General features: G+C 37.3%; 19 protein-coding genes. 1 reads left to right on the top strand and 18 read right to left on the bottom strand.

Annotated elements, in window-relative coordinates; genetic code table 11:
• Window positions 1-75: 75 nt before the first annotated feature.
• From T375_RS02745 to rsxC, 17 genes are all read right to left on the bottom strand, one after another.
• Window positions 76-2,184 (bottom strand): U32 family peptidase, encoded by a 2,109-nt coding sequence (locus tag T375_RS02745; RefSeq protein ID WP_049960258.1) that lies wholly within the window; start codon window positions 2,182-2,184, stop codon window positions 76-78.
• 43 nt (window positions 2,185-2,227) lie between these two features.
• Entirely contained in the window at window positions 2,228-2,653 is a 426-nt protein-coding gene (locus T375_RS02750) for a cell division protein ZapA (RefSeq protein WP_044934527.1), read from the bottom strand.
• A 66-nt stretch (window positions 2,654-2,719) separates the two neighbouring features.
• Window positions 2,720-3,733 (bottom strand): Holliday junction branch migration DNA helicase RuvB, encoded by a 1,014-nt coding sequence (gene ruvB, locus T375_RS02755; RefSeq protein WP_033154145.1) that lies wholly within the window; start codon window positions 3,731-3,733, stop codon window positions 2,720-2,722.
• 12 nt (window positions 3,734-3,745) lie between these two features.
• Complete coding sequence (gene ruvA / locus T375_RS02760) at window positions 3,746-4,354, bottom strand: Holliday junction branch migration protein RuvA (RefSeq protein ID WP_044934530.1); 609 nt, start codon at window positions 4,352-4,354, stop codon at window positions 3,746-3,748.
• On the bottom strand, window positions 4,351-5,781 hold the full coding sequence (gene miaB / locus T375_RS02765) for a tRNA (N6-isopentenyl adenosine(37)-C2)-methylthiotransferase MiaB (RefSeq protein WP_044934531.1): 1,431 nt from the start codon (window positions 5,779-5,781) through the stop codon (window positions 4,351-4,353). The genes ruvA and miaB overlap by 4 nt, the downstream gene beginning before the upstream one ends.
• A 12-nt stretch (window positions 5,782-5,793) precedes the next feature.
• Window positions 5,794-7,038 carry a glutamate-5-semialdehyde dehydrogenase gene (locus T375_RS02770; RefSeq protein WP_044934534.1) on the bottom strand — a complete coding sequence of 415 codons (1,245 nt, stop codon included), beginning with the start codon at window positions 7,036-7,038 and terminating at the stop codon, window positions 5,794-5,796.
• Window positions 7,035-7,628, bottom strand: coding sequence for a 5-formyltetrahydrofolate cyclo-ligase (locus T375_RS13085; protein ID WP_049960259.1), 594 nt, complete (start codon window positions 7,626-7,628; stop codon window positions 7,035-7,037). The genes T375_RS02770 and T375_RS13085 overlap by 4 nt, the downstream gene beginning before the upstream one ends.
• The gene (locus T375_RS02780) at window positions 7,609-7,830 is read right to left on the bottom strand and encodes a DUF896 domain-containing protein (RefSeq protein WP_177175553.1); all 222 of its coding nucleotides are present in this window, start codon (window positions 7,828-7,830) and stop codon (window positions 7,609-7,611) included. The genes T375_RS13085 and T375_RS02780 overlap by 20 nt, the downstream gene beginning before the upstream one ends.
• Window positions 7,831-7,832: 2 nt before the next feature.
• On the bottom strand, window positions 7,833-8,666 hold the full coding sequence (gene proB / locus T375_RS02785; RefSeq protein WP_044934537.1) for a glutamate 5-kinase: 834 nt from the start codon (window positions 8,664-8,666) through the stop codon (window positions 7,833-7,835).
• Window positions 8,667-8,702: 36 nt separating this feature from the next.
• Window positions 8,703-10,613, bottom strand: coding sequence for an EAL domain-containing protein (locus T375_RS02790; protein ID WP_044934540.1), 1,911 nt, complete (start codon window positions 10,611-10,613; stop codon window positions 8,703-8,705).
• A 117-nt stretch (window positions 10,614-10,730) separates the two neighbouring features.
• Window positions 10,731-12,500 carry a flavocytochrome c gene (locus tag T375_RS02795; protein ID WP_044934542.1) on the bottom strand — a complete coding sequence of 590 codons (1,770 nt, stop codon included), beginning with the start codon at window positions 12,498-12,500 and terminating at the stop codon, window positions 10,731-10,733.
• A gap of 9 nt (window positions 12,501-12,509) precedes the next feature.
• Entirely contained in the window at window positions 12,510-13,301 is a 792-nt protein-coding gene (locus T375_RS02800) for an RnfABCDGE type electron transport complex subunit B (protein WP_044934543.1), read from the bottom strand.
• Between the two features lie 13 nt (window positions 13,302-13,314).
• Window positions 13,315-13,899 (bottom strand): electron transport complex subunit RsxA, encoded by a 585-nt coding sequence (gene rsxA, locus T375_RS02805; RefSeq protein WP_033154153.1) that lies wholly within the window; start codon window positions 13,897-13,899, stop codon window positions 13,315-13,317.
• On the bottom strand, window positions 13,899-14,756 hold the full coding sequence (gene rsxE / locus T375_RS02810) for an electron transport complex subunit RsxE (protein WP_044934544.1): 858 nt from the start codon (window positions 14,754-14,756) through the stop codon (window positions 13,899-13,901). The genes rsxA and rsxE overlap by 1 nt, the downstream gene beginning before the upstream one ends.
• Window positions 14,749-15,372, bottom strand: a complete 624-nt coding sequence (locus T375_RS02815) for an RnfABCDGE type electron transport complex subunit G (RefSeq protein ID WP_044934546.1) — start codon at window positions 15,370-15,372, stop codon at window positions 14,749-14,751. The genes rsxE and T375_RS02815 overlap by 8 nt, the downstream gene beginning before the upstream one ends.
• A complete protein-coding gene (locus T375_RS02820; RefSeq protein WP_081821939.1) occupies window positions 15,365-16,303 on the bottom strand; it encodes an RnfABCDGE type electron transport complex subunit D in 939 nt (312 codons plus the stop codon). Before T375_RS02820 ends, T375_RS02815 begins: the two co-directional genes overlap by 8 nt.
• A 17-nt stretch (window positions 16,304-16,320) precedes the next feature.
• Entirely contained in the window at window positions 16,321-17,640 is a 1,320-nt protein-coding gene (gene rsxC, locus T375_RS02825; protein WP_044934549.1) for an electron transport complex subunit RsxC, read from the bottom strand.
• A gap of 160 nt (window positions 17,641-17,800) precedes the next feature.
• Between rsxC and T375_RS02830 the strand changes: the two genes are divergently transcribed.
• Window positions 17,801-18,859, top strand: coding sequence for a ribonuclease H-like domain-containing protein (locus tag T375_RS02830; protein WP_044934552.1), 1,059 nt, complete (start codon window positions 17,801-17,803; stop codon window positions 18,857-18,859).
• Here the strand turns inward: T375_RS02830 and T375_RS02835 are convergent.
• The gene (locus tag T375_RS02835) at window positions 18,856-19,629 is read right to left on the bottom strand and encodes a CheR family methyltransferase (protein ID WP_044934554.1); all 774 of its coding nucleotides are present in this window, start codon (window positions 19,627-19,629) and stop codon (window positions 18,856-18,858) included. The genes T375_RS02830 and T375_RS02835 overlap by 4 nt on opposite strands.
• Window positions 19,630-19,722: the final 93 nt, after the last annotated feature.

Consider the following 19,722-nt stretch of genomic DNA (forward strand, 5'->3'; position numbering starts at 1 on the left):
CATCTAATAGTGTAAACACCATTACAAAGATTAAAATTGTAATTCTGGAAAAAGTTATCAGAACGCTAACCAACGTTATTCTACTCCTCTTTTTAAATGTCCTTTAGTAAAGTCTTCTTTGAATTTAAAAGGTTGATTCTTGATAAATACATCTTTATAAAGATTAAGTATTTCTTCGGTTTCTGATTCAGATTCAACAGTAAAATCTAATCGGAATTCTTTAACACCGAGAGATAGCAATTCGTCCTTTAAATCAAATGCCATATATCTCTTACTGTTGTAGATAGTGTTGTAACAATTATTACAGTCACATGCTACAATGAAGCTTTCATTTTTTCGGTCTACCAGTGTAATCTGGCTGTTAGCCTTTTTACATCCGATAGTGTTCTTTACAGTGCAATTAGCTGTAATCATCATAGGAATACGGCTGTAAATAATCATCTGAGAATTATGATTATCTCTGTGCTTTAATTCCTTTAACGAAAGCTCATAAGGGATACAGCTATAATTGAATCCAAGCTTTTCGAATGATTTAACGCTTCGGTTGTTGAAAGTATATAACCTGTGGTCCAGTATTACTTTTTCCTGAGGATAATTAATACTAGATAAATAACCTAGCTCATCGTAGCTTGCTGCTATTACACCATCTGCTCTATCGTCTATATCTAAAGACTTGATTTTGCTGCTTCTAAACACTGCTGGCAGGTAAATATATACTTTGCCAGAGAAATATTGTTTTGCAGTCTCGAATAAATGGGATGGAACCGCAATAGCATCAATAAAATCAAAGTTTTTCAATGCTTTAATCTGCTCTTCTTTTAGCAATGTGATGAAAGCCTTTGGGGAAGTCTGAATATTGCTTTGAACCTTTAATTCCTCAAATGGAACCACTATTTTATTCTTCTCAGTAGATAATACAGCAGTAAGCTTTGCAATGGCCTCTCTTCTGGCACTCTTCAAAGCAGAAACAGGCAAGAAAATATCATCATCATAATCAATGTTTAATTTATCAATTTCAAATGATGTATTTCCCAGGCCAGATATCGCTTTTACGATATCTTCTTTGCTAGTGGCTCTATTTTGAGCCTTTTCAATAACACTTCCTGTAAATTTACCTTCATTTCCATTATCATCCATGAAAGTAACCTGAAGCTCTTTTCCTAGATTTGCGCTAACCTTGCAGTTAACTTTTATTTTTCTTTCTGAAATTTCTGCATTAGAAGATTCTGCTTTTGTATGTGATGGAGCCTCGAAAGTCATCATTTCAGGGCCGTTGTGGGAATGCAAATATAAATCTGTAAATCCGCTTCTGTTTCCTGAATTTAAAAGACGTGTTATGTCCTCATCTGATACAGAATAATTAGCAGCACCCTTGTATAAATACTGGTCTATATAATGTCTATATACAGATAAAACTCCCGTTGCATAGTCTATCTGTTTCATTCTTCCTTCGATTTTAAAGGACATTACACCTGCTTCAATCATTTCAGGAAGATACTTTATAGTACAAAAATCCTTAGGGCTAAGGATGTAATTTCCTTTTTTGTTAAGCTTATTATTTTTATCATCAAAAGCTTCGTATGGAAGTCTACAAGGCTGAGCACATCTTCCTCTGTTGCCGGATCTTCCACCTAAAATTGATGACATCAAGCACTGTCCTGAATAGCAAACGCAAAGAGCACCGTGCACAAAAGACTCGATTTCCAAATCAGGGCAAGCACTATGGATTCTGCTAATTTCATTGATAGATATCTCGCGAGCTGTAACAATACGAGATGCGCCTAAATCCTCAAAAAACTTGGCACCATATTCGGTACAAAGACTAGCCTGAGTGCTCACATGAATATGAGTATCTGGGAAATAGGTTCTTATGAAATTAAATACGCCAAAATCCTGAACGATAAATGCGTCAATTCCATTTTCCACGTATGCTTTTAGGTATTCGTATAACTTGCCTTCGATTTCAAGATTTTTAAGCAAAGTATTTACAGTAAGATAAGCCTTCGCACCGTGTAAATGAGCATATTTGATAGCCTCTTTGGCATCTTCGATTGAGAAGTTTTTAGCATAAGCTCTGGCGCCAAATAAATCTCCACCAAAATACACTGCATCAGCTCCTGAATTGATAGCAGCTTTAAATATTTGTAAATCGCCTGCTGGCGAAAGTAATTCTAATTTATTCATAGATATCCTCATAAAATAAGGGCCCCATCAAGGGACCCAATTATTATACATCTGAAATAGAACCTAGAAGGGCATCCTCTAGGGAAGCCTCAAGCTTTGTCTTGTGAAGAAGAAGCTCCTTGTTCTCCCTTTCAAGCTTTGTAATTGTTTCTTCTAAAGTTTCTGTCTTAAGCTGTGCTGATATTAAATCGTGTTTGAGATTGTAAATTTCTTTATCACGAATATCTAAATCAGATTCAAGGGATTCAACCTGGGTCTTCGCCTTGAAGTAATCGTCAGCAATATTTAGCTCAAGCAAAGTAGCCTTTAAATCAGCAGAAATACGCTTGTAATCGTCTATTGAATTAAACTCGTCAAGCTTTGAATTTATGTAGTTGGCAACCTTTTGAAGATATTCCTCCTCTTCGTAACCGCTCAACGTATAAACTTTTCCGCCTATAAGCACTTTTGCGCTCTTCTCGGAAACCATATACCGCATCCTCCCTGTAGAAAATCAATTATAATTATATATATTATTTTGCATAAAAACAAGATTTCACATTACATTTTCTGGAATTGGCATGTGAAAATGTTCGTATGCTTCTTTTGTTGCGACTCGGCCCTTTGGAGTGCGGATAATTAAGCCGTTTTGGAGAAGATATGGCTCGTAAACATCCTCAATTGTTCCTGAGTCCTCTCCTACTGTGGCGGCAAGATTGTCCAGGCCAACTGGACCACCGTTAAAACGCTCGATTATTGCAAGCAATATGTTTCTGTCGTTATTATCCAATCCTAATGTGTCAACCTCTAAAGAATCTAGTGTGGCGGCAGCTACATCCTTTGTGATAACACCATCAAATTTAACTTCAGCGTAATCTCGCACTCGTTTTAAATACCTGTTTGCCAAACGAGGGGTTCCTCTTGATCTAAGAGCTATTTGGTATGCTCCTTCATAATCTATAGGGGCATCCAACTTTCCAGCAGAAGCAGTGACGATTGTTGATAGTTCTTCTGGAGTGTAATAATCCATATGGCCGATTATTCCGAATCTATCACGAAGTGGAGCTGATAAAAGACCCGGTCTTGTGGTTGCTCCAATAAGTGTAAAACGAGGAAGCTTTGTGTGAATTGAACGAGCTGTTGTATCTTTGCCCATAACAATATCTACAGCGAAATCCTCCATTGCAGAATACAGAGTCTCTTCTACCGGCTTTGAAAGACGATGAATTTCATCGATAAATAATACATCACCATCCTTCAAAGTCATAAGAACAGCTACTATTTCACCTGGTATGGTAATCGCAGGGCCGGATGTAACTTTAATATTTGAGTTCATCTCGGAAGCTACAATTCCTGCAAGAGTGGTTTTGCCAAGACCTGGAGGTCCATATAAAAGCACATGATCCAGTGCCTCACCACGCTTTTTTGCAGCCTCGATATAGATTTGCATGTTCTCTTTGACTTTATTTTGACCAATGTAGCCATCAAAGCTCTTTGGTCTAAGAGCGTTATCTGTAACTAAATCCTCGTGAGATGCAATTGTAGATGTTATTTGTTTGTTTGAAAGCATATATTCTCACCCTTAAATAAATGACATTTGTTTTAGTGTATCAGAAAGCAACTGTTCAGTGGTTGTAGAATCTGTAATTGTCATCTTGTCTAAAGCTCTAGCAGCGTTGCTTGGAGAATAACCAAGTGCTACAAGGGCCTCTAGTACTTCTTCTTTTACAGTTGAAGTGGTGGCAATCTTTGTCTGGCCTGCTGAAAGCTTACCTTCGAATGCATCTACAATATCAACTTTATCCTTTAAATCGATTATTGCTCTTTCTGCTGTTTTCTTTCCTACTCCAGGAACTTTAGCAAAGGCCTTGGAATCGCCTCCTGCTACAGCAAAACGAATGTCTGAAACGGTCATGGAACTAAGGATTGCAAGAGCCCCCTTAGGCCCAATTCCGCTGACAGAAAGAAGAAGCTCAAACATCTTAAGCTCCTCCTTGTCATAGAATCCATATAAAGTAAGAGAATCCTCTTTTGGAATCAGCTTGGTGTTAAGCTTGATTTCTGAACCAATAGCAGGAAGACTGCCAATTGTATTCATTGAAGAATTAACACCATAACCTATTCCATTATTGTCAACGATAATGACGTTGCCATCAATATCAGTAAGTGTGCCTCGAATGAATGCTATCATATTTTCTCCCCAATAAAATAAAATCCTTTACAACAGTTTAACTTAACCTCAACGATTTTTCCAATCAAAGATGCATCTCCTGGGAAATGTACTGTTGTATTGTTTTCAAGCTTGCCTGATACCAATGATGAATCCTGTTCATTTACCTCTTCAACAAGCACCTTTTGAACAGTTCCTTCAAGGGATTTTACTTTTTCGTGTCCATGCTTTTGTACTAAGGCAAGCAATCTATCAAATCTATCCTTGATTACGTCTTCAGGAACCTGATTATCCATTGTAGCTGCTGGAGTTCCAGTACGCTTAGAATAAATGAAAGTGAAGGCGCTATCATAGTGAACTTTATCTACTACATCCATTGTCTCAAGGAAATCTTCCTCTGTTTCACCAGGGAAACCAACGATAATATCTGTAGTAATCGCTACATCAGGGATGCGAGCTCTAAGCTTTTCTACTAAGCCGAGATAATGCTCCTTTGTGTAACGTCTGTTCATTTTCTTAAGGATTTCGGTACTTCCAGATTGAAGAGGTAAATGCATGTGCTTGCATACCTTTGGAAGTGTAGCCATTGCCTCAATAAGGTCATCTGAAAGATCCTTTGGATGAGGAGTCATAAAACGAATTCGCTCAAGTCCCTCGATATCATTGACCATTTTAAGTAGCTCTGCAAAGGTAACCTTTTCTTCAAGTCCTACGCCATATGAGTTAACATTCTGACCAAGAAGCATAATTTCAACTACGCCATCTGCCACCAATGATTTAATCTCGTTAACGATATCTTCTGGCTTTCTAGAACGTTCTCTTCCTCTAACATAAGGTACGATGCAATATGTACAGAAATTATTACATCCGAAACTGATATTTACACCAGATTTGAATGGGAATTTTCTAGAAATTGGAAGATTCTCTACGATTTTGTCGGTATCCTTCCAAATATCAATAATCATACCCTTTTTATTGAGTAACGCTGTTGTAAATAACTCTGCAAACTTGTAAAGGTTGTGTGTTCCAAAGATTAAATCTACAAATTTGTAGTTGTTCTGCAAGTGCTCGATAACAGTAGGCTCCTGCATCATACAACCGCAGAGACCAATCATCATATTCTTATTCTTTTTCTTGTAACCGTGAAGAATACCAAGATGACCGTAAACTTTATTATTTGCGTTCTCTCTAACAGTACATGTATTGTAGATTACAAAATCAGCATTCTCATCTGTTGTTTCTTCATAACCAATTTCCTTAAGAACACCAAGAAGCTTCTCAGAATCTCTTGCGTTCATCTGGCAACCAAATGTTACAACACAGCAAGTAAGCTTTCTTCCAAGCTCTTCTTCTCTTTTAGCTACAATTTTTGCAGCTTCCTTAATGAAATAATATTGGCGTTCTGGCTCCTCTGTTGGAGCATTGTTTAATAAATCTGTAATACTCATTTTAATTCCTAACTATTTTCTAATTTGTCCGTTACCACGGATTGTATATTTATAACTTGTTAATGCTAAAAGTCCCATAGGGCCTCTTGCATGAAGTTTTTGTGTGCTAATTCCTATTTCTGCTCCGAACCCAAACTCAAATCCATCTGTAAATCTGGTTGAAGCATTAACATAAACACAAGATGCATCAATGCCATTCAAGAACATATTAGCATTAGCTTCGTCATTAGTAATGATCGATTCTGAATGTCCAGTATTGTATTTATTAATATGTTCAATTGCCTCTTCTACTGAAGAAACAGTCTTAACTGAAATTATATAATCTAAATATTCCTTACCAAAATCTTCCTCTGTTGCATCAAAAGAACCCTCAAGGTACTGCTTAGAATCAGCATCGGCAAATATTTGTACGCCGTGCGCTCTAAGCTTTGCGTTTAGAGCAGGAAGTAGCTTGGCTGCTATATCTTTATGTATAACAAGAGATTCACAGGCGTTACATACACCAATTCTCTGTGTTTTCGCATTTTCGATAACAGATATAGCCATATCGATATCTGCATCATAATCTACGTAAATATGGCAGTTGCCAGAACCTGTTTCTATTACTGGGACAGAAGCATTTTCTACAACTGATTTAATAAGGCCAGCTCCTCCACGAGGAATAAGAACATCTACATATCCATTCATTCGCATAAGCTGATTTGTAGATTCTCTTGTAGTATCTTCAATTAATGTAATAGCATCAACTGGAAGATTTTCCTTCGCAAGAGTATCCCTGATAATCTTTACAATAGCCTTATTTGATTCAAGAGCATCCGAACCACCTTTTAAGATGGTTGCATTGCCAGTTTTGAAACATAAGCCAAACACATCGGCAGTTACATTAGGACGAGCCTCGTAAATGACGCCAACAACACCAATTGGCACAAGCCTTTTGGCTATATGGAGCCCGTTAGGTCTATCCCATTCTTCGGTGATTTTTCCGATTGGATCCTCCAGTTCCACAACCTGACGCAGTCCCTCTGCCATCCCGCTAATTCGAGATTCATCTAATTTCAATCGATCTAGCAATCCCTGGGATAATCCCTTTTTCTCACCGTTAGCCATATCGATTTTATTAGCACTAATAATATCAGTGCTATTTTCCTCAAGGGCATCTGCAACTGCTAATATCCCTTTGTTTTTAGCCTCGGTAGATAATAAAGCTACTTTGTACTTTGCTGCCTTTGCTTTTGTTGCCTGCTCAATTAATGTCATGATCTACTTCCTTTCAAAACCAAGTTTTCAGTAACAATATAATCCATCGGTATATCATGGGATTCGATTTGAATATTCTCCGCCAGCTGCTTTGAAAAGCAAGGCGCAATGCTTGTTATTTCTGGATGCTTTTCGAAAAATCTATCATAAAAGCCGCCTCCATAACCAATTCTATTAAGCTTTTTATCGAATATCAACCCTGGGGTTATAGAAATAATTGACTGATTGAAATCAGTAAGTAAATTCATGTCAGATTTCGGTTCCATAATATTGTATGAACCAATAGAAAAATCCTTTTCTAAATCGACTATTTCATAGAAATATAACTGATGATTCTTTTTATCACATTTTGGGAAATATAGATGCTTTCCCTGCTGTAATAAAATGGAATATAACTGTTTTAAATCAACTTCGCTTCCAAATGGATAATAGCATAAAAAAATATTAGCTCCTTTAAAATCAGATTCTAAAAGAGCCAAAACATTTTCACTAATAAGGGATGACAATCGATTTCTTTCTGAAATTGAAATACCATCTCTAATCCTTTTATAAGTTAATCTAATATCATTACTAGTTTGACTTACTTCCATATTTTTCGCCAAGGTTTTCTACCTTACCATCTTCGTCTACGATATCGATATTGTTAAGCTGGGTTCTGATATTGCCCTTAATTGCATCAATATAAGCTCTTCTAAGCTTAGCCTGCTCTGCTTTTTCAGCATCAGTAAGACCTTCACCTTTCTGCTTATGGTAAAGTTCATTAATTCTTGCGATATCTTTCTCTGTAATCATAATTAATCCTCTAACAAATCTAATATATGGACATCATCTCTTTTATTTGCTGTAAAGAGTGTGCCTTTATCTTTATTTTCGAAAATACGATGAATATTTCCTATATGTGCGCCGTTTGTAATAACCATATCCGCACCAGAATATGTAGCTATTTGTGCTGCTCTAAGCTTTGCAGTCATTCCTCCTGTGCCAACATTTGATGTACTATCAGATGAAGCCATTTCAAAAACAGAGTCTATATCCTTTACAACTGGCACAAACTCAGCATTAGGGTTTGTGTTTGGATTGTCAGTATAAAGACCATCTATATCTGATAAAAGAATAAGTGCATCAGCGTTAACAAGGGCTGCAACAATAGCTGACAATGAATCATTGTCGCCAAATTGAATTTCATGAGTGGCAACAGTATCATTTTCATTAACTACAGGAATAACACCTAGATTAAAAAGCTGTTCAAAGGTATTACGAGCATTTTCTCTAGATTCTGGATCGGTCATTGTCTTTTTGGTCATAAGAATCTGGCCGGCTCTTTGATTGTACTCAGAAAAAAGCTTTTGATAAACCGACATAAGATAAGCCTGGCCAATAGAAGCACAAGCCTGCTTTGTAGCTAAATCTGAAGGACGTTCTTTTAAACCAATTGCATATCGTCCAACAGCAATTGCACCTGAAGATACAAGACATACATCCTTGCCTTGAGCACGCAAATCACAGAGCTGTCGAACAAGTCGTTCCAACTTCGTGTAATCAATATTTCCAGTTGCATCATGTGTTATGGTTGATGAACCAACCTTTACAATAACTCTTTTCTTTTTTGTAAAATCTACACCGTACATATTCTTCCCCCAAATAATATCCGGTACATAATACCACTATTTTTGCATATATTCAATAAATTGGGCCTTAGGAATTGGTTTTGAAAAATAATATCCCTGCAAATAATCTACATTTAGATCTTGCAACATTTTGACATGTTTTTCCGTTTCCACGCCTTCAACTAAAATCTCACAGCCTATATCATGAATCATCTTGACAGTATTATTAAGAATAATCCTTCCTCTTTCATGATTTTCAGCATTCCAAAGTAAAGTCTTATCGATTTTTATAACATTAAAATCCAATGAGAAAATGCCTTCCATGTTGGAATATCCTGTTCCGTAATCGTCCATAGATATTGAAAAACCAACTGATTTGAGCTTGTGCGCAACAGTTGCAAGCATATCATAATCTTCAGCACCAACCGTTTCAGTGATTTCGAAATTTATCATAGAATGATCTATGTTGTATTCATCTACTATGTTAGTAATATGTTTAAAGAAACCAGGCTGAAGACATTGAACAACTGATAGATTTACATTTATACAATCAATTTTGTTATTTGTTTGAATGTTTTCTTTTATGAAATTGCATACTTCTCTAAGAACATAATCATCTATCTGTTCAACCATACCAATTTGTTCTGCAATAGGGATGAATTCCTCAGGTGAAATATAACCAAGTTCTTTATCCTTTATTCTAACCAAAGCTTCCGCTCCATGAAGTTTAAAATCCTTCATATAAACAGTAGGTTGATAGTATACTTCAAAGCCATCGTTGGCAATATTCTTTCTGATAGCCTTCTCTATATCAGAACGACGCATTATCCACTCTATTGTAGCGTTATTGTTGGCTACGCTTGAAGGGACAATGCAATCAGAAATGTACATAATATCGTCAATATTCTTTAAATCGCCAGGTATAGACATTTGAAAAACATTGGCATCAAGCTTAATGGCGGAATCATTTAGTTCCCAGATGTTATTAAATCTGTTCTCAATGGTAGTTATAAGTTTTTCTGCAAGGCTACTCTCGTTTTTGCTGCATATAAGTACAAAAGTCTCTCTGGTTGGATGATATATTTGGTGAGCAGGAATTAACGATTTAAAAAACTCTGCGCAGGACATAATAAGTAAGTCATAATTTGAAGAACGGGCTATTCTTTCAAGTTTATTAGCGTTTAAGATCTTTACGAAGATCAAAGTTGAATGTTCATTCATAACAAGCATATTGTGAACATCCATCTGGAAGGCTCTTCTATTATAAAGGCGGGTTCCTGCATCGATTCTATCGTCCTCATTTTCAACTGCAAGCATAGCTCCCATCATTCCTAAAGCTTCCGCCAACAATTCACATCTAATATTTATAAATTTGTATTGTATCCATACACCGATAAAGACAATAAAGAAGAAATAGATGAGTGCCACACTTTTTCTGTGAGTAAGCGCTTTCCATGAAAACAATATTTCAAAGAATGCTAATACAAAATAGAAAATTGCCGCCCAATATATGAAGTACTCGCCAGTATTTCTATGGAACACGTTGTTGGAATCATAGTAAAACACCCAATTTGTGAAAGGATTTGACAGTGCAATTATTTCTGTAATAAAAAAAGGAACCTGTAAAAGCATTCCAGAAATAAAATCTCGTCTTCTATTTTTGCCAGTTACACTACATACATAATTATACAAAGCAGGACATAATGCTGTGTGAAATATAAAATATGTATTTTGCGATAACAATAATAAAAAATGATTATATATGGATCCACTAGATGTGATTTCAAAATAAGCTGTAAAAATTTGCGATATTGAATTTAGTGAAATTATAAATAGCAAAAACAAAAACCATCTATGTTGAGCTTTTTCTGTTCTTCTCTTGAGTAATGTTAACAAAAGAATAGATATCGTTATTGCAAGAGCTGCTGTAAAAAAGGCTATATGAAATTGATTTCTAATTAATATCATCAAATTCCTCCATAAGAATTAATTCAAAAAACATAAATAATTTTAACAAATATTCATTCTTTTGTTAACAAAAAAATGCTCCTCGCAAAAAAACGAGGAGCATAATAAACAATTTATTTATTTCTCGATGTATTCAATTGCGCTTTCAGCTGCGATTCTACCATAAACAACGATATCAGCAACAGCATTACCGCCAAGACGGTTAGCGCCGTGGATACCACCAGTAACCTCACCGCAAGCATATAAGCCTTCAATTGGATTACCATCAGTATCAATAACCTCTGCAGAAGTGTTAATCTTAACACCACCCATACAGTGATGGATACCAGGTCCAACGTTTACTGCATAGTAAGGACCAGAAGAAAGGTCAGTCTTTACAGCACCGATTTCACGTCCGAAGTCTTCATCAACTCCAGATGCAACGTAACCAGACCATGTCTCTACTGTTTCTTTTAAAGCTGCAGTTGCATCAGCATCAAAATCCATTGCCTTTGCAAGATCATCAAGAGTATCACCATTTACAAGGTATCCACCCTTTTCAAGCTTAGAAATAACAGCTGAACCTTCATACATATCCTGGTTTACGATAAGCCATACATTACCTGTAGGCTGCTCGATTTCTGCTGCTGAAACTTCATCGCGAGTACCTGTCTCGTTGAAGAATCTGTGGCCTTCCTTATTAACAAGGATAGCACCATCACCACGAAGAGCCTCACCAACTAATGTACCATCTGTTGGAACAACTGTAGGATGAAGCTGAATCTGATCAAGATCAACAAAATCAGCGTTAAGATCTCCTAAGAAATCAATTGCATCACCACTTGCTGTAGTAACGTTTGTAGAAATGTATCCTTCTAAGTCAGGACGATATTCTGTAACCTTATCCATGTTACCACCGAAACCACCTGTAGCTACAATTACAGCATCGGCATGAATTGTAACATTGTTTCCAGATGAGCCTGTAGCCTTAACGCCTGCAGCCTTGCCATCTTCCATAATGATTTCTGTAGCAGCTGTGTTTGTATGTACTTCGATTCCAAGCTCATCCATTCTTGCAGAAAGCTTATCTACAAGGTAAGAACCAACTGGAATAATGTTTCCGTCAGCATCAACTGGTCTATGTGTACGGTTTGCACTTAAACCACCCATAGTTGCAAGAGGTCCGTTTAATTCGATGCCCTCTGAATCAAGCCAATCGATAGCACCTGATGTATTTTCAGCTAATACCTTTACAAGCTCAGGATCGTTCATGTTCTTACCACTTGCCATTGTATCATCGATAAATGACTGAACTGAATCTTCAACACCCTGCTCTTCCTCATAATGAGTCTCAGCAGCGTTCATACCAGAACTTGCACGTGCAGTGTTACCACCAAGGATTGAGTTCTTCTCAAGAAGGATAACTGACTTTCCTTCCTCTGCAGCACTGATAGCAGCTGTCATACCAGCTCCACCACCACCGATAACTACGATATCAGCAGTTCCTTCGTAGTCCTCAGCAACAGTCTTTGTACCATTAGAACCATCAGCAACAACGCCAGCTTCATTAAGAGCTGCATTTACAGCCTCAAGGAAACCTGTAGAACTGTATGTAGCACCAGCGATAACGTCTACATTACTGTTCTGCTCTTCGATAATTTGAGTCTTTAAGTTGCTCATTGCAACACCACCTACAGAAGGTGTTTCATCAGGAGCCTCGTAAGTAATATCTGTGATAGTATCACCATCAACAAATACTGTTACTTCGATGTTACCTCCAAAACCTTGTGCATTAGCAACATAAGACTTACCAGAAGCTCCTTTCTTTACGAGTGGAGCTAAACCACAGAATAATGCAAGTAATATACAGATTGTTACACCTAAAATTTTCTTTGTACTATTACGCATATTTCCTCCTTACAAAATGATCTTTCTTGGACAAGCTTCTGCACATTTGCCACAGCTTGTACATTTATCTTGATCTATGTGAGCAAAGAATCCATCAACATGAATAGCATCGCTTTCACAGACCTTTTCGCACTTGTGGCAACCAATACAGCCAACTTTACAAACGCTCATAACATCTTTTCCCTTGTCATTATTGTGACAACGAACAGCGTGACCAAAATCGTAAGGAATAAGCTCGATAAGATGATTTGGACATACAGCCACACACTTACCACAAGCCTTACAAGCTTCTTTGTCAACTAAAGCTACACCGTCAACAATATGAATAGCGTCAAATGGACAAGCCTTAACGCATGAGCCGAAGCCCATACAACCATAAGAGCAAGCCTTAGGACCGCCTCCTGGCACATATGCCATAGCCTGGCAATCCTCGACGCCTGTGTAATCGTAAAGCTGAGTAGCATTTTCACATGTTCCGTGACACATTACAAATGCAACTTTACGAACACCTTCTTCAGCAGCTACACCCATAATCTCAGAAATCTGAGCTGCAACAGGTGCGCCACCAACTGGGCACTGATTTACAGGTGCCTCTCCCTTTGCGATAGCTGCAGCCAAGCCAGAACATCCAGCGTATCCACAACCACCACAGTTATTTCCTGGAAGTGCTGCAAGAACAGCCTCTTCACGTGGATCAACTTCAACCTTAAACTTTTCAGATGAAAAGCAAAGGAAAAATCCAATTATACAACCGGTAGCGCCAACTATAACAGCTGCCAGTAAAATTCCTGTTATACTCATTTGTTAGCCCTCCTTAAATTACTCCAGCGAAGCCCATGAAAGCCATAGCCATAAGTCCTGCTGTAACGAGAACGATAGCTGAGCCCTTGAAGGCCTGTGGAAAATCGTTGTATTCAATCTTTTCTCTAATACCAGCCATGATTACGATTGCAATTGTGAAACCAAGTGCAACACCAAAACCGTTAATTACTGATTCGAGAATGTCATATTCCTTAGTTACATTATTGATAGCTGTACCAAGCACTGCACAGTTTGTTGTGATAAGTGGAAGGTATACACCAAGCGACTTATAAAGTGAAGGTACGCTCTTTTTAAGGAACATCTCTACGAACTGAACAAGTGCAGCAATAACAAGAATGAAAACGATTGTCTGCATATATTCAAATCCAGTAGGAGCTAAAATAAACTTATAAATAAGTGATGTAACAAATGATGAAATAGTAATTACAAAGATTACTGCTCCACCCATACCTGCTGCTGTCTCAACCCTCTTTGATACTCCAAGGAATGGACAAAGACCAAGGAACTGAGAAAGAACAACGTTGTTAACAATAGCTGAAGCTACTAATAAAAGAATTAAGCTTGTTACGTAACTCATTATTTCTCCTCCTTTCCAGCGATATCGTCAGCATATGAAGAATCAGAACCAGATTTCTCTACGTCTTCTGTATTCTTTGCATTTGCAGTCTGTTTTGTTTCTGTAGGAACAGCCTGTGGCTTAGCAACATCCTTAGGATCAACCGGTGGAACCTCATCAGCCTTGTGAACCAAAGACTTTCCTGTGCATGCACTTGATAAGCTACAACCTGAGCAATCTCCGCCTAAGCATCCCTGCACTGCTGGAAGTGGCTTGCCCTTTGCTTCCATGTTACGTCTAACAACGTTCATGATTGCAACAAGACAACCAAGCACGAAGAAAGCTCCAGGAGCAAGACCAAATAATGTAATATGATAATCATTAAGAGGTGCAATAACTGCTCCAAAGATAGATCCGTTTGCAAGAATTTCACGAACAATACCAATAAGAGTAAGTCCTACTGTGAAACCAAGACCCATACCAATACCATCGAACATTGAAGGTATAACTGGATTCTTGCTAGCGTAGCTCTCTGCACGTCCTAAGATGATACAGTTAACTACGATAAGTGGAATATAAATTCCAAGTGATTCATATAATGAAGGTGTAAAACCTTCCATCAAAAACTGAACAATTGTAACGAAGGATGCAACTACAACGATGAAAGCTGGCATTCTTACTCTATCTGGAATGATATTTCTAAGTGCAGAAATAAGCATGTTAGATAAAACAAGAACAACTGTTGTAGAAAGACCCATACCAATACCATTAATTGCTGATGTGGTAACAGCAAGTGTTGGACACATACCAAGCATTAATACAAAGGTAGGATTCTCCTTCCAAAGTCCGTTATAAACTCTTTCTAGGTTCTTATTCATTAGAAGCACCTCCTACAATAGATTCGAAGTAGGTGACACATGCGTTAATACCACCTGTCATAGCACGTGATGTTACAGTGGCAGCTGAAATAGCATCTACTTCGCTTGATGAAGATGCGCCAGTCTTTGTAACTGTAAAGATTTCTGCTGCTCTGTTAATGAACTGAGCTGAGAATGAACCATCACCTGTATCTTTAGCCTTCATACCAAGACCAGCTGTTTCTGAGATATCTGTAATTGAATAGCCATTGATAATACCATCATTTGTGATACCAACAGAAAATGTAATATTTCCGCCATAACCAGCAGATGTAGTAACTGTAAGAACATAACCGATTACATTGTTTGATGCATCAAGTGCCTCTACACAATTATCGATTGTTTCTGTGCCGTATCCTGCCTGATTAACATAATCTGTGGCAGCTGAAGAATCAAAATTCTCCATTTCAGCGAATGAAGCTGCATCTGCGAATACTGAAGAATATGCTTCCTTCATAGCGTCCTGATGAGCTTTCTCAATAGGAGCTTTTGTGATTTCGTATACAAGTCCTAAAGCGAAGCCTGCTACAAGAGTAATACAGGTAAGGACTAAAGCGTCTTTTACCAATTTATTCATTAGACTTCACCTCCTTTGAAATTCCAAAGGCTCTAGGTACTGTAATCTTCTCGATAAGTGGAACAAGAAGGTTGCTAAAGATGATAGCGTAGCTAACACCTTCTGCGCTGTTTCCGAAGAATCTGAAGATACCTGTTAAAACACCAAGACAAATACCAAAAATGACTTTGCCAAGAGGTGTGATTGGTGATGTAACATAATCTGTTGCCATGAAGAATGCACCAAGCATTAATCCACCACCGCAAAGGTGTGCAACAAGGAATGTTGTATCTAATCCATGTCCTCCAAATAAAATAACGAAAATGGAGAATGTAAGAATATAAACACCAGGAATAACTAAATCAATTACTCCTAATAAAATAAGGATAATTGCTCCAATCAAAATACAAAGTGCACTAGTCTCACCAATTGTACCTGCTGTACGACCAATCAACATATCGAGAGTGTTTACATTACCACCACCGATTGATGCAAGAGGTGTAGGACCAGCAACGCCATCGTACTCGAAATGAGTCATTGTTCCTGCGAATGAAATAAGCAAGAAAACACGTCCACCAAGTGCTGGGTTCATGAAGTTCTGACCTAATCCGCCAAATAACATCTTTACAACTACGATTGCAAAAACGCTACCGAGTACTGCCTGCCATACAGGAAGTGTATGTGGTAAGTTGAGTGCAAGAAGAAGTCCAGTAACAGCTGCACTTAAATCGCCGATTGTATTCTTCTTCCCTACTGCTTTTTCAAATAAGAACTCTGATAATACACAAGATGTGATACATACTGCTATAAGTAATAATGCACGAATTCCAAAATTGATAATACCAAATAGTGTAGTTGGCATAAGGGCAATTATCACATATAACATGATAATACTACTGTCGTCCTTCGCTCTGACATGTGGAGATGAAGAAACTTTTAATAAATTACTCACTTTCTACCCCATCCTTTCTACTTTTTTCTCTTATCTGCAAGAATTTGTTTTTTCATAGTCTTAATTGACTGAGCAAGTGGCTTTCTAGCTGGGCAAGCAAAGCTGCAGCTACCACATTCAATACATTCAAGACCATACCATTTTTCGAACGTTTCCTTGTCTCCATGATCAGAGAACTTAGAAAGTCTAGAAGGTATTAATTTTTCAGGACAAGCCTCAACACATCTACCGCAATTGATACAAGCAGTAGTTTCGTACATTGAAACTTCATCTTCTGATAAACAAACAAGTGCGCCAGATGTCTTTGTTGTAGGGATATCAGCATCCATAACAGCAAATCCCATCATAGGACCACCTGAAATGATTTTTGCTGGCTCTCTAACGAATCCGCCAGCTGCTTCAAGGATTTCCTTGCAGCTCATACCAATGCAGATTCTGTAGTTGCGTGGCTCCATAACTGCATCACCAGTAAGTGTGAAGATACGGTCCATAACTGGCTTTCCTTCAACAATTGCTGTATAGATAGCATTTATAGTAGCAACGTTGTCTACGATACATCCAGCATCAGCAGGAAGCATCTTTGAGTTAATTTCACGACCTGTGCACGCCTTAATAATCTGACGCTCACCACCCTGAGGATACTTTGTAAGAAGTGGAACCACTTCGATACGTGGCTCGTTCTCAACAAGCTTCTCTAATGATGCAATAACATCAGATTTATTGTCTTCTACGCCAAGTAAACCTTTTGCCTTTGGGAAAAGCTGAAGAATAATCTTCATGCCAGTGATAAGCTTTTCAGGCTCTTCAACCATACTTCTATAGTCTGATGTAAGATAAGGTTCACATTCAGCACAGTTTGCAATAATATATTCGATCTTCTCAGGATTATTTGGTGAAAGCTTAACATGAGTAGGGAAACCAGCTCCTCCCATGCCTACAATACCTGCATCCTGAATTTTCTTGATGATTTCTTCATTGGAGAGTTTTGTGAAATCCTCGCAAGGTACAAAACCTGTCTCAATGAATTGGCCATCACTTTCAATTATGATAGAATTAACCATGTCGCCTGTTGCGACGCGTCTTGGCTCAATAGCCTTGACTGTACCGGAAACGCTTGAGAAAATTGGTGCAGATACAAATCCGCCTGCTTCAGCAATTTTCTGACCTCTGAGCACACTATCGCCTACTGCGACACATGCTTGTGCTGGTGCACCTATGTGCTGGGATAATGGATATACCATCAAGCCCTGTGGCTTAATATCCTTAATAGGCTTTTCTTTGGAAAGTTCCTTGCCTTCATAAGGGTGAACGCCACCTTTAAATGTTCTAAGGCCCATTAGCATTTACTCCTCTCTTTCTTTAACGTTAATTAAATTATATCATTTAAAATACTGAAGTAGAGAAAATTTATCATTAATATTGTACATTTTTAAATACCAAAGTATGAAAAATTTGTGTATAATTTAATGAAAAAAACTTTAAAAAGCGAGTTATATTATGGAAATATTTAAAAACACTTACGAATTAGATAACTTAAGCTATGCAATTGATAAATATTTTGATAAAACCACACTTTTCTTCGATATTGAGTGCACAGGCCTTTCTCCAAGGAAATCTTTCATTTATTTAATTGGATATGCTACAAGAAGCGAAAATACAGTTACTATCACACAGTTATTGGCAGCGAATGAATCTGAGGAAATCGATATTATTACAGAATTTGAAAACGTCATGTCTGGATACGATAAACTGCTCGGATTCAACTCTACACGATTCGATGAATCTTTTATTGTAGAAAGATGTAGAAAATACAATTTCAACACCAAGATTAAATCTAAGAATCATATGGATATGTATTTAAAAACTACAAAAGCCAGATGCCTTCTTGATCTTCCAAACTATAAACAAAAGACTATCGAGCAATATCTAGGGTTAAATCGCGATGATAAATACAACGGAGGAGAACTTATACCTGTATACGAAAAATACTCTCAAACAGGCGATTTAGAGTCCAAAAAACTTATTCTTCTCCATAATTATGAAGATGTTCAAGGTATGATATATATTACCGATATTTTGGCATACCCTGATTTGTTTAATTCGCAATTACGATATATTTCTCATGAACTCGAATCTAATAAACTCAGATTTATAGTAGAAACCGATATCGCAATTCCGAATTCGATTAATAAACAGCGAGATTACGGTTTATACATTATAAAGGGCAATCGTATATACGTTACGTTGGATTTGTTTGACGGAGAACTGCTCACCTTCCTGCCCGATTACAAGAACTATTATTATCTGATAAATGAGGATATGATAATACCTAAATCATTAGGAGAAAGCATGGATAAAAACAGTCGACGTCCAGCTAAAAAACAAGATTGTAAAGTAAAAAAGGAAGGACAATTCCTTGCCCTCCCTGAAAAAATCGATATTGGAACTACCCGATTATTCAAACCTTCATATGAAGCAAAGGAGGCATTTGTGGATGTCAATGACATTACTCCTAATCTTCTATTGACGGTTGTAAGATACATGCTTAAGCACTAGTTCTTCTCATAATAGAAAGAGTAACGACGCTTATATCCAAGATCTTTGTAATTAATAACCTGCTCTGTAGAGCCGATGAATAAAATGCCACCAGGACGAAGTGATTTGCAGAATTTATCATAAACTTCGTCCTTCGCTTCATCTGTAAAGTAAATCAATACATTTCGACAAACAATCATGTCGTAGTTTGTAGGATATGTATCGCGAAGCAAATTATGCTCTTTAAATTCTACGCACTTCTTTATCTCTTCACTTATCTGGAATGAATTTCCTACTGGTGTAAAGTACTTCTTTTTTAAATCTGCAGGAACATTTGCAATACTTTTAGCATTGTATAGGCCAACCTTTGCAGTTGCAATTACCTGCTTGTCAATGTCTGTTGCAAGAATCTTAATCTTATTAAGAGGAAGATGCTGCGATAAAGCCATTACCAAAGAATAAGGCTCATCTCCAGTAGAACAAGCAGCACTCCAAATTTTAAGATTCTGGCCAGAATGCTTGATAAGCTCCGGAATGAATTCTTTTGTAAGAAGATCCCACTGCTCTGGATTTCTATAAAACTCAGAAACATTTATAGTGAGGAAATTAACGAACTCATCAAAAACTTCTTTATCACTCTTTAAAAGAGCAACATAATCGTGATACTCCTTGCATTTATGTTTAGTAACAAGAGAATCGATACGTCTACGCATCTGCTTCTCTTTATAGGAACTTAAATCGATTTTAGTAAGATCATAAACCTCTTTCTTGAATCCATCGTAATTGTCCATAAAATCTTCTCCTATCTATTTTTATATTTCTTTCTGTAACTCGGAATAGATACATTATATACATTATTTGTGTATTTATTGTTATTTTTCTAA

The sequence above is a fragment of the Pseudobutyrivibrio sp. LB2011 genome (genome assembly GCF_000701765.1).
GTDB classification, from domain to species: Bacteria; Bacillota; Clostridia; order Lachnospirales; family Lachnospiraceae; genus Pseudobutyrivibrio; species Pseudobutyrivibrio ruminis.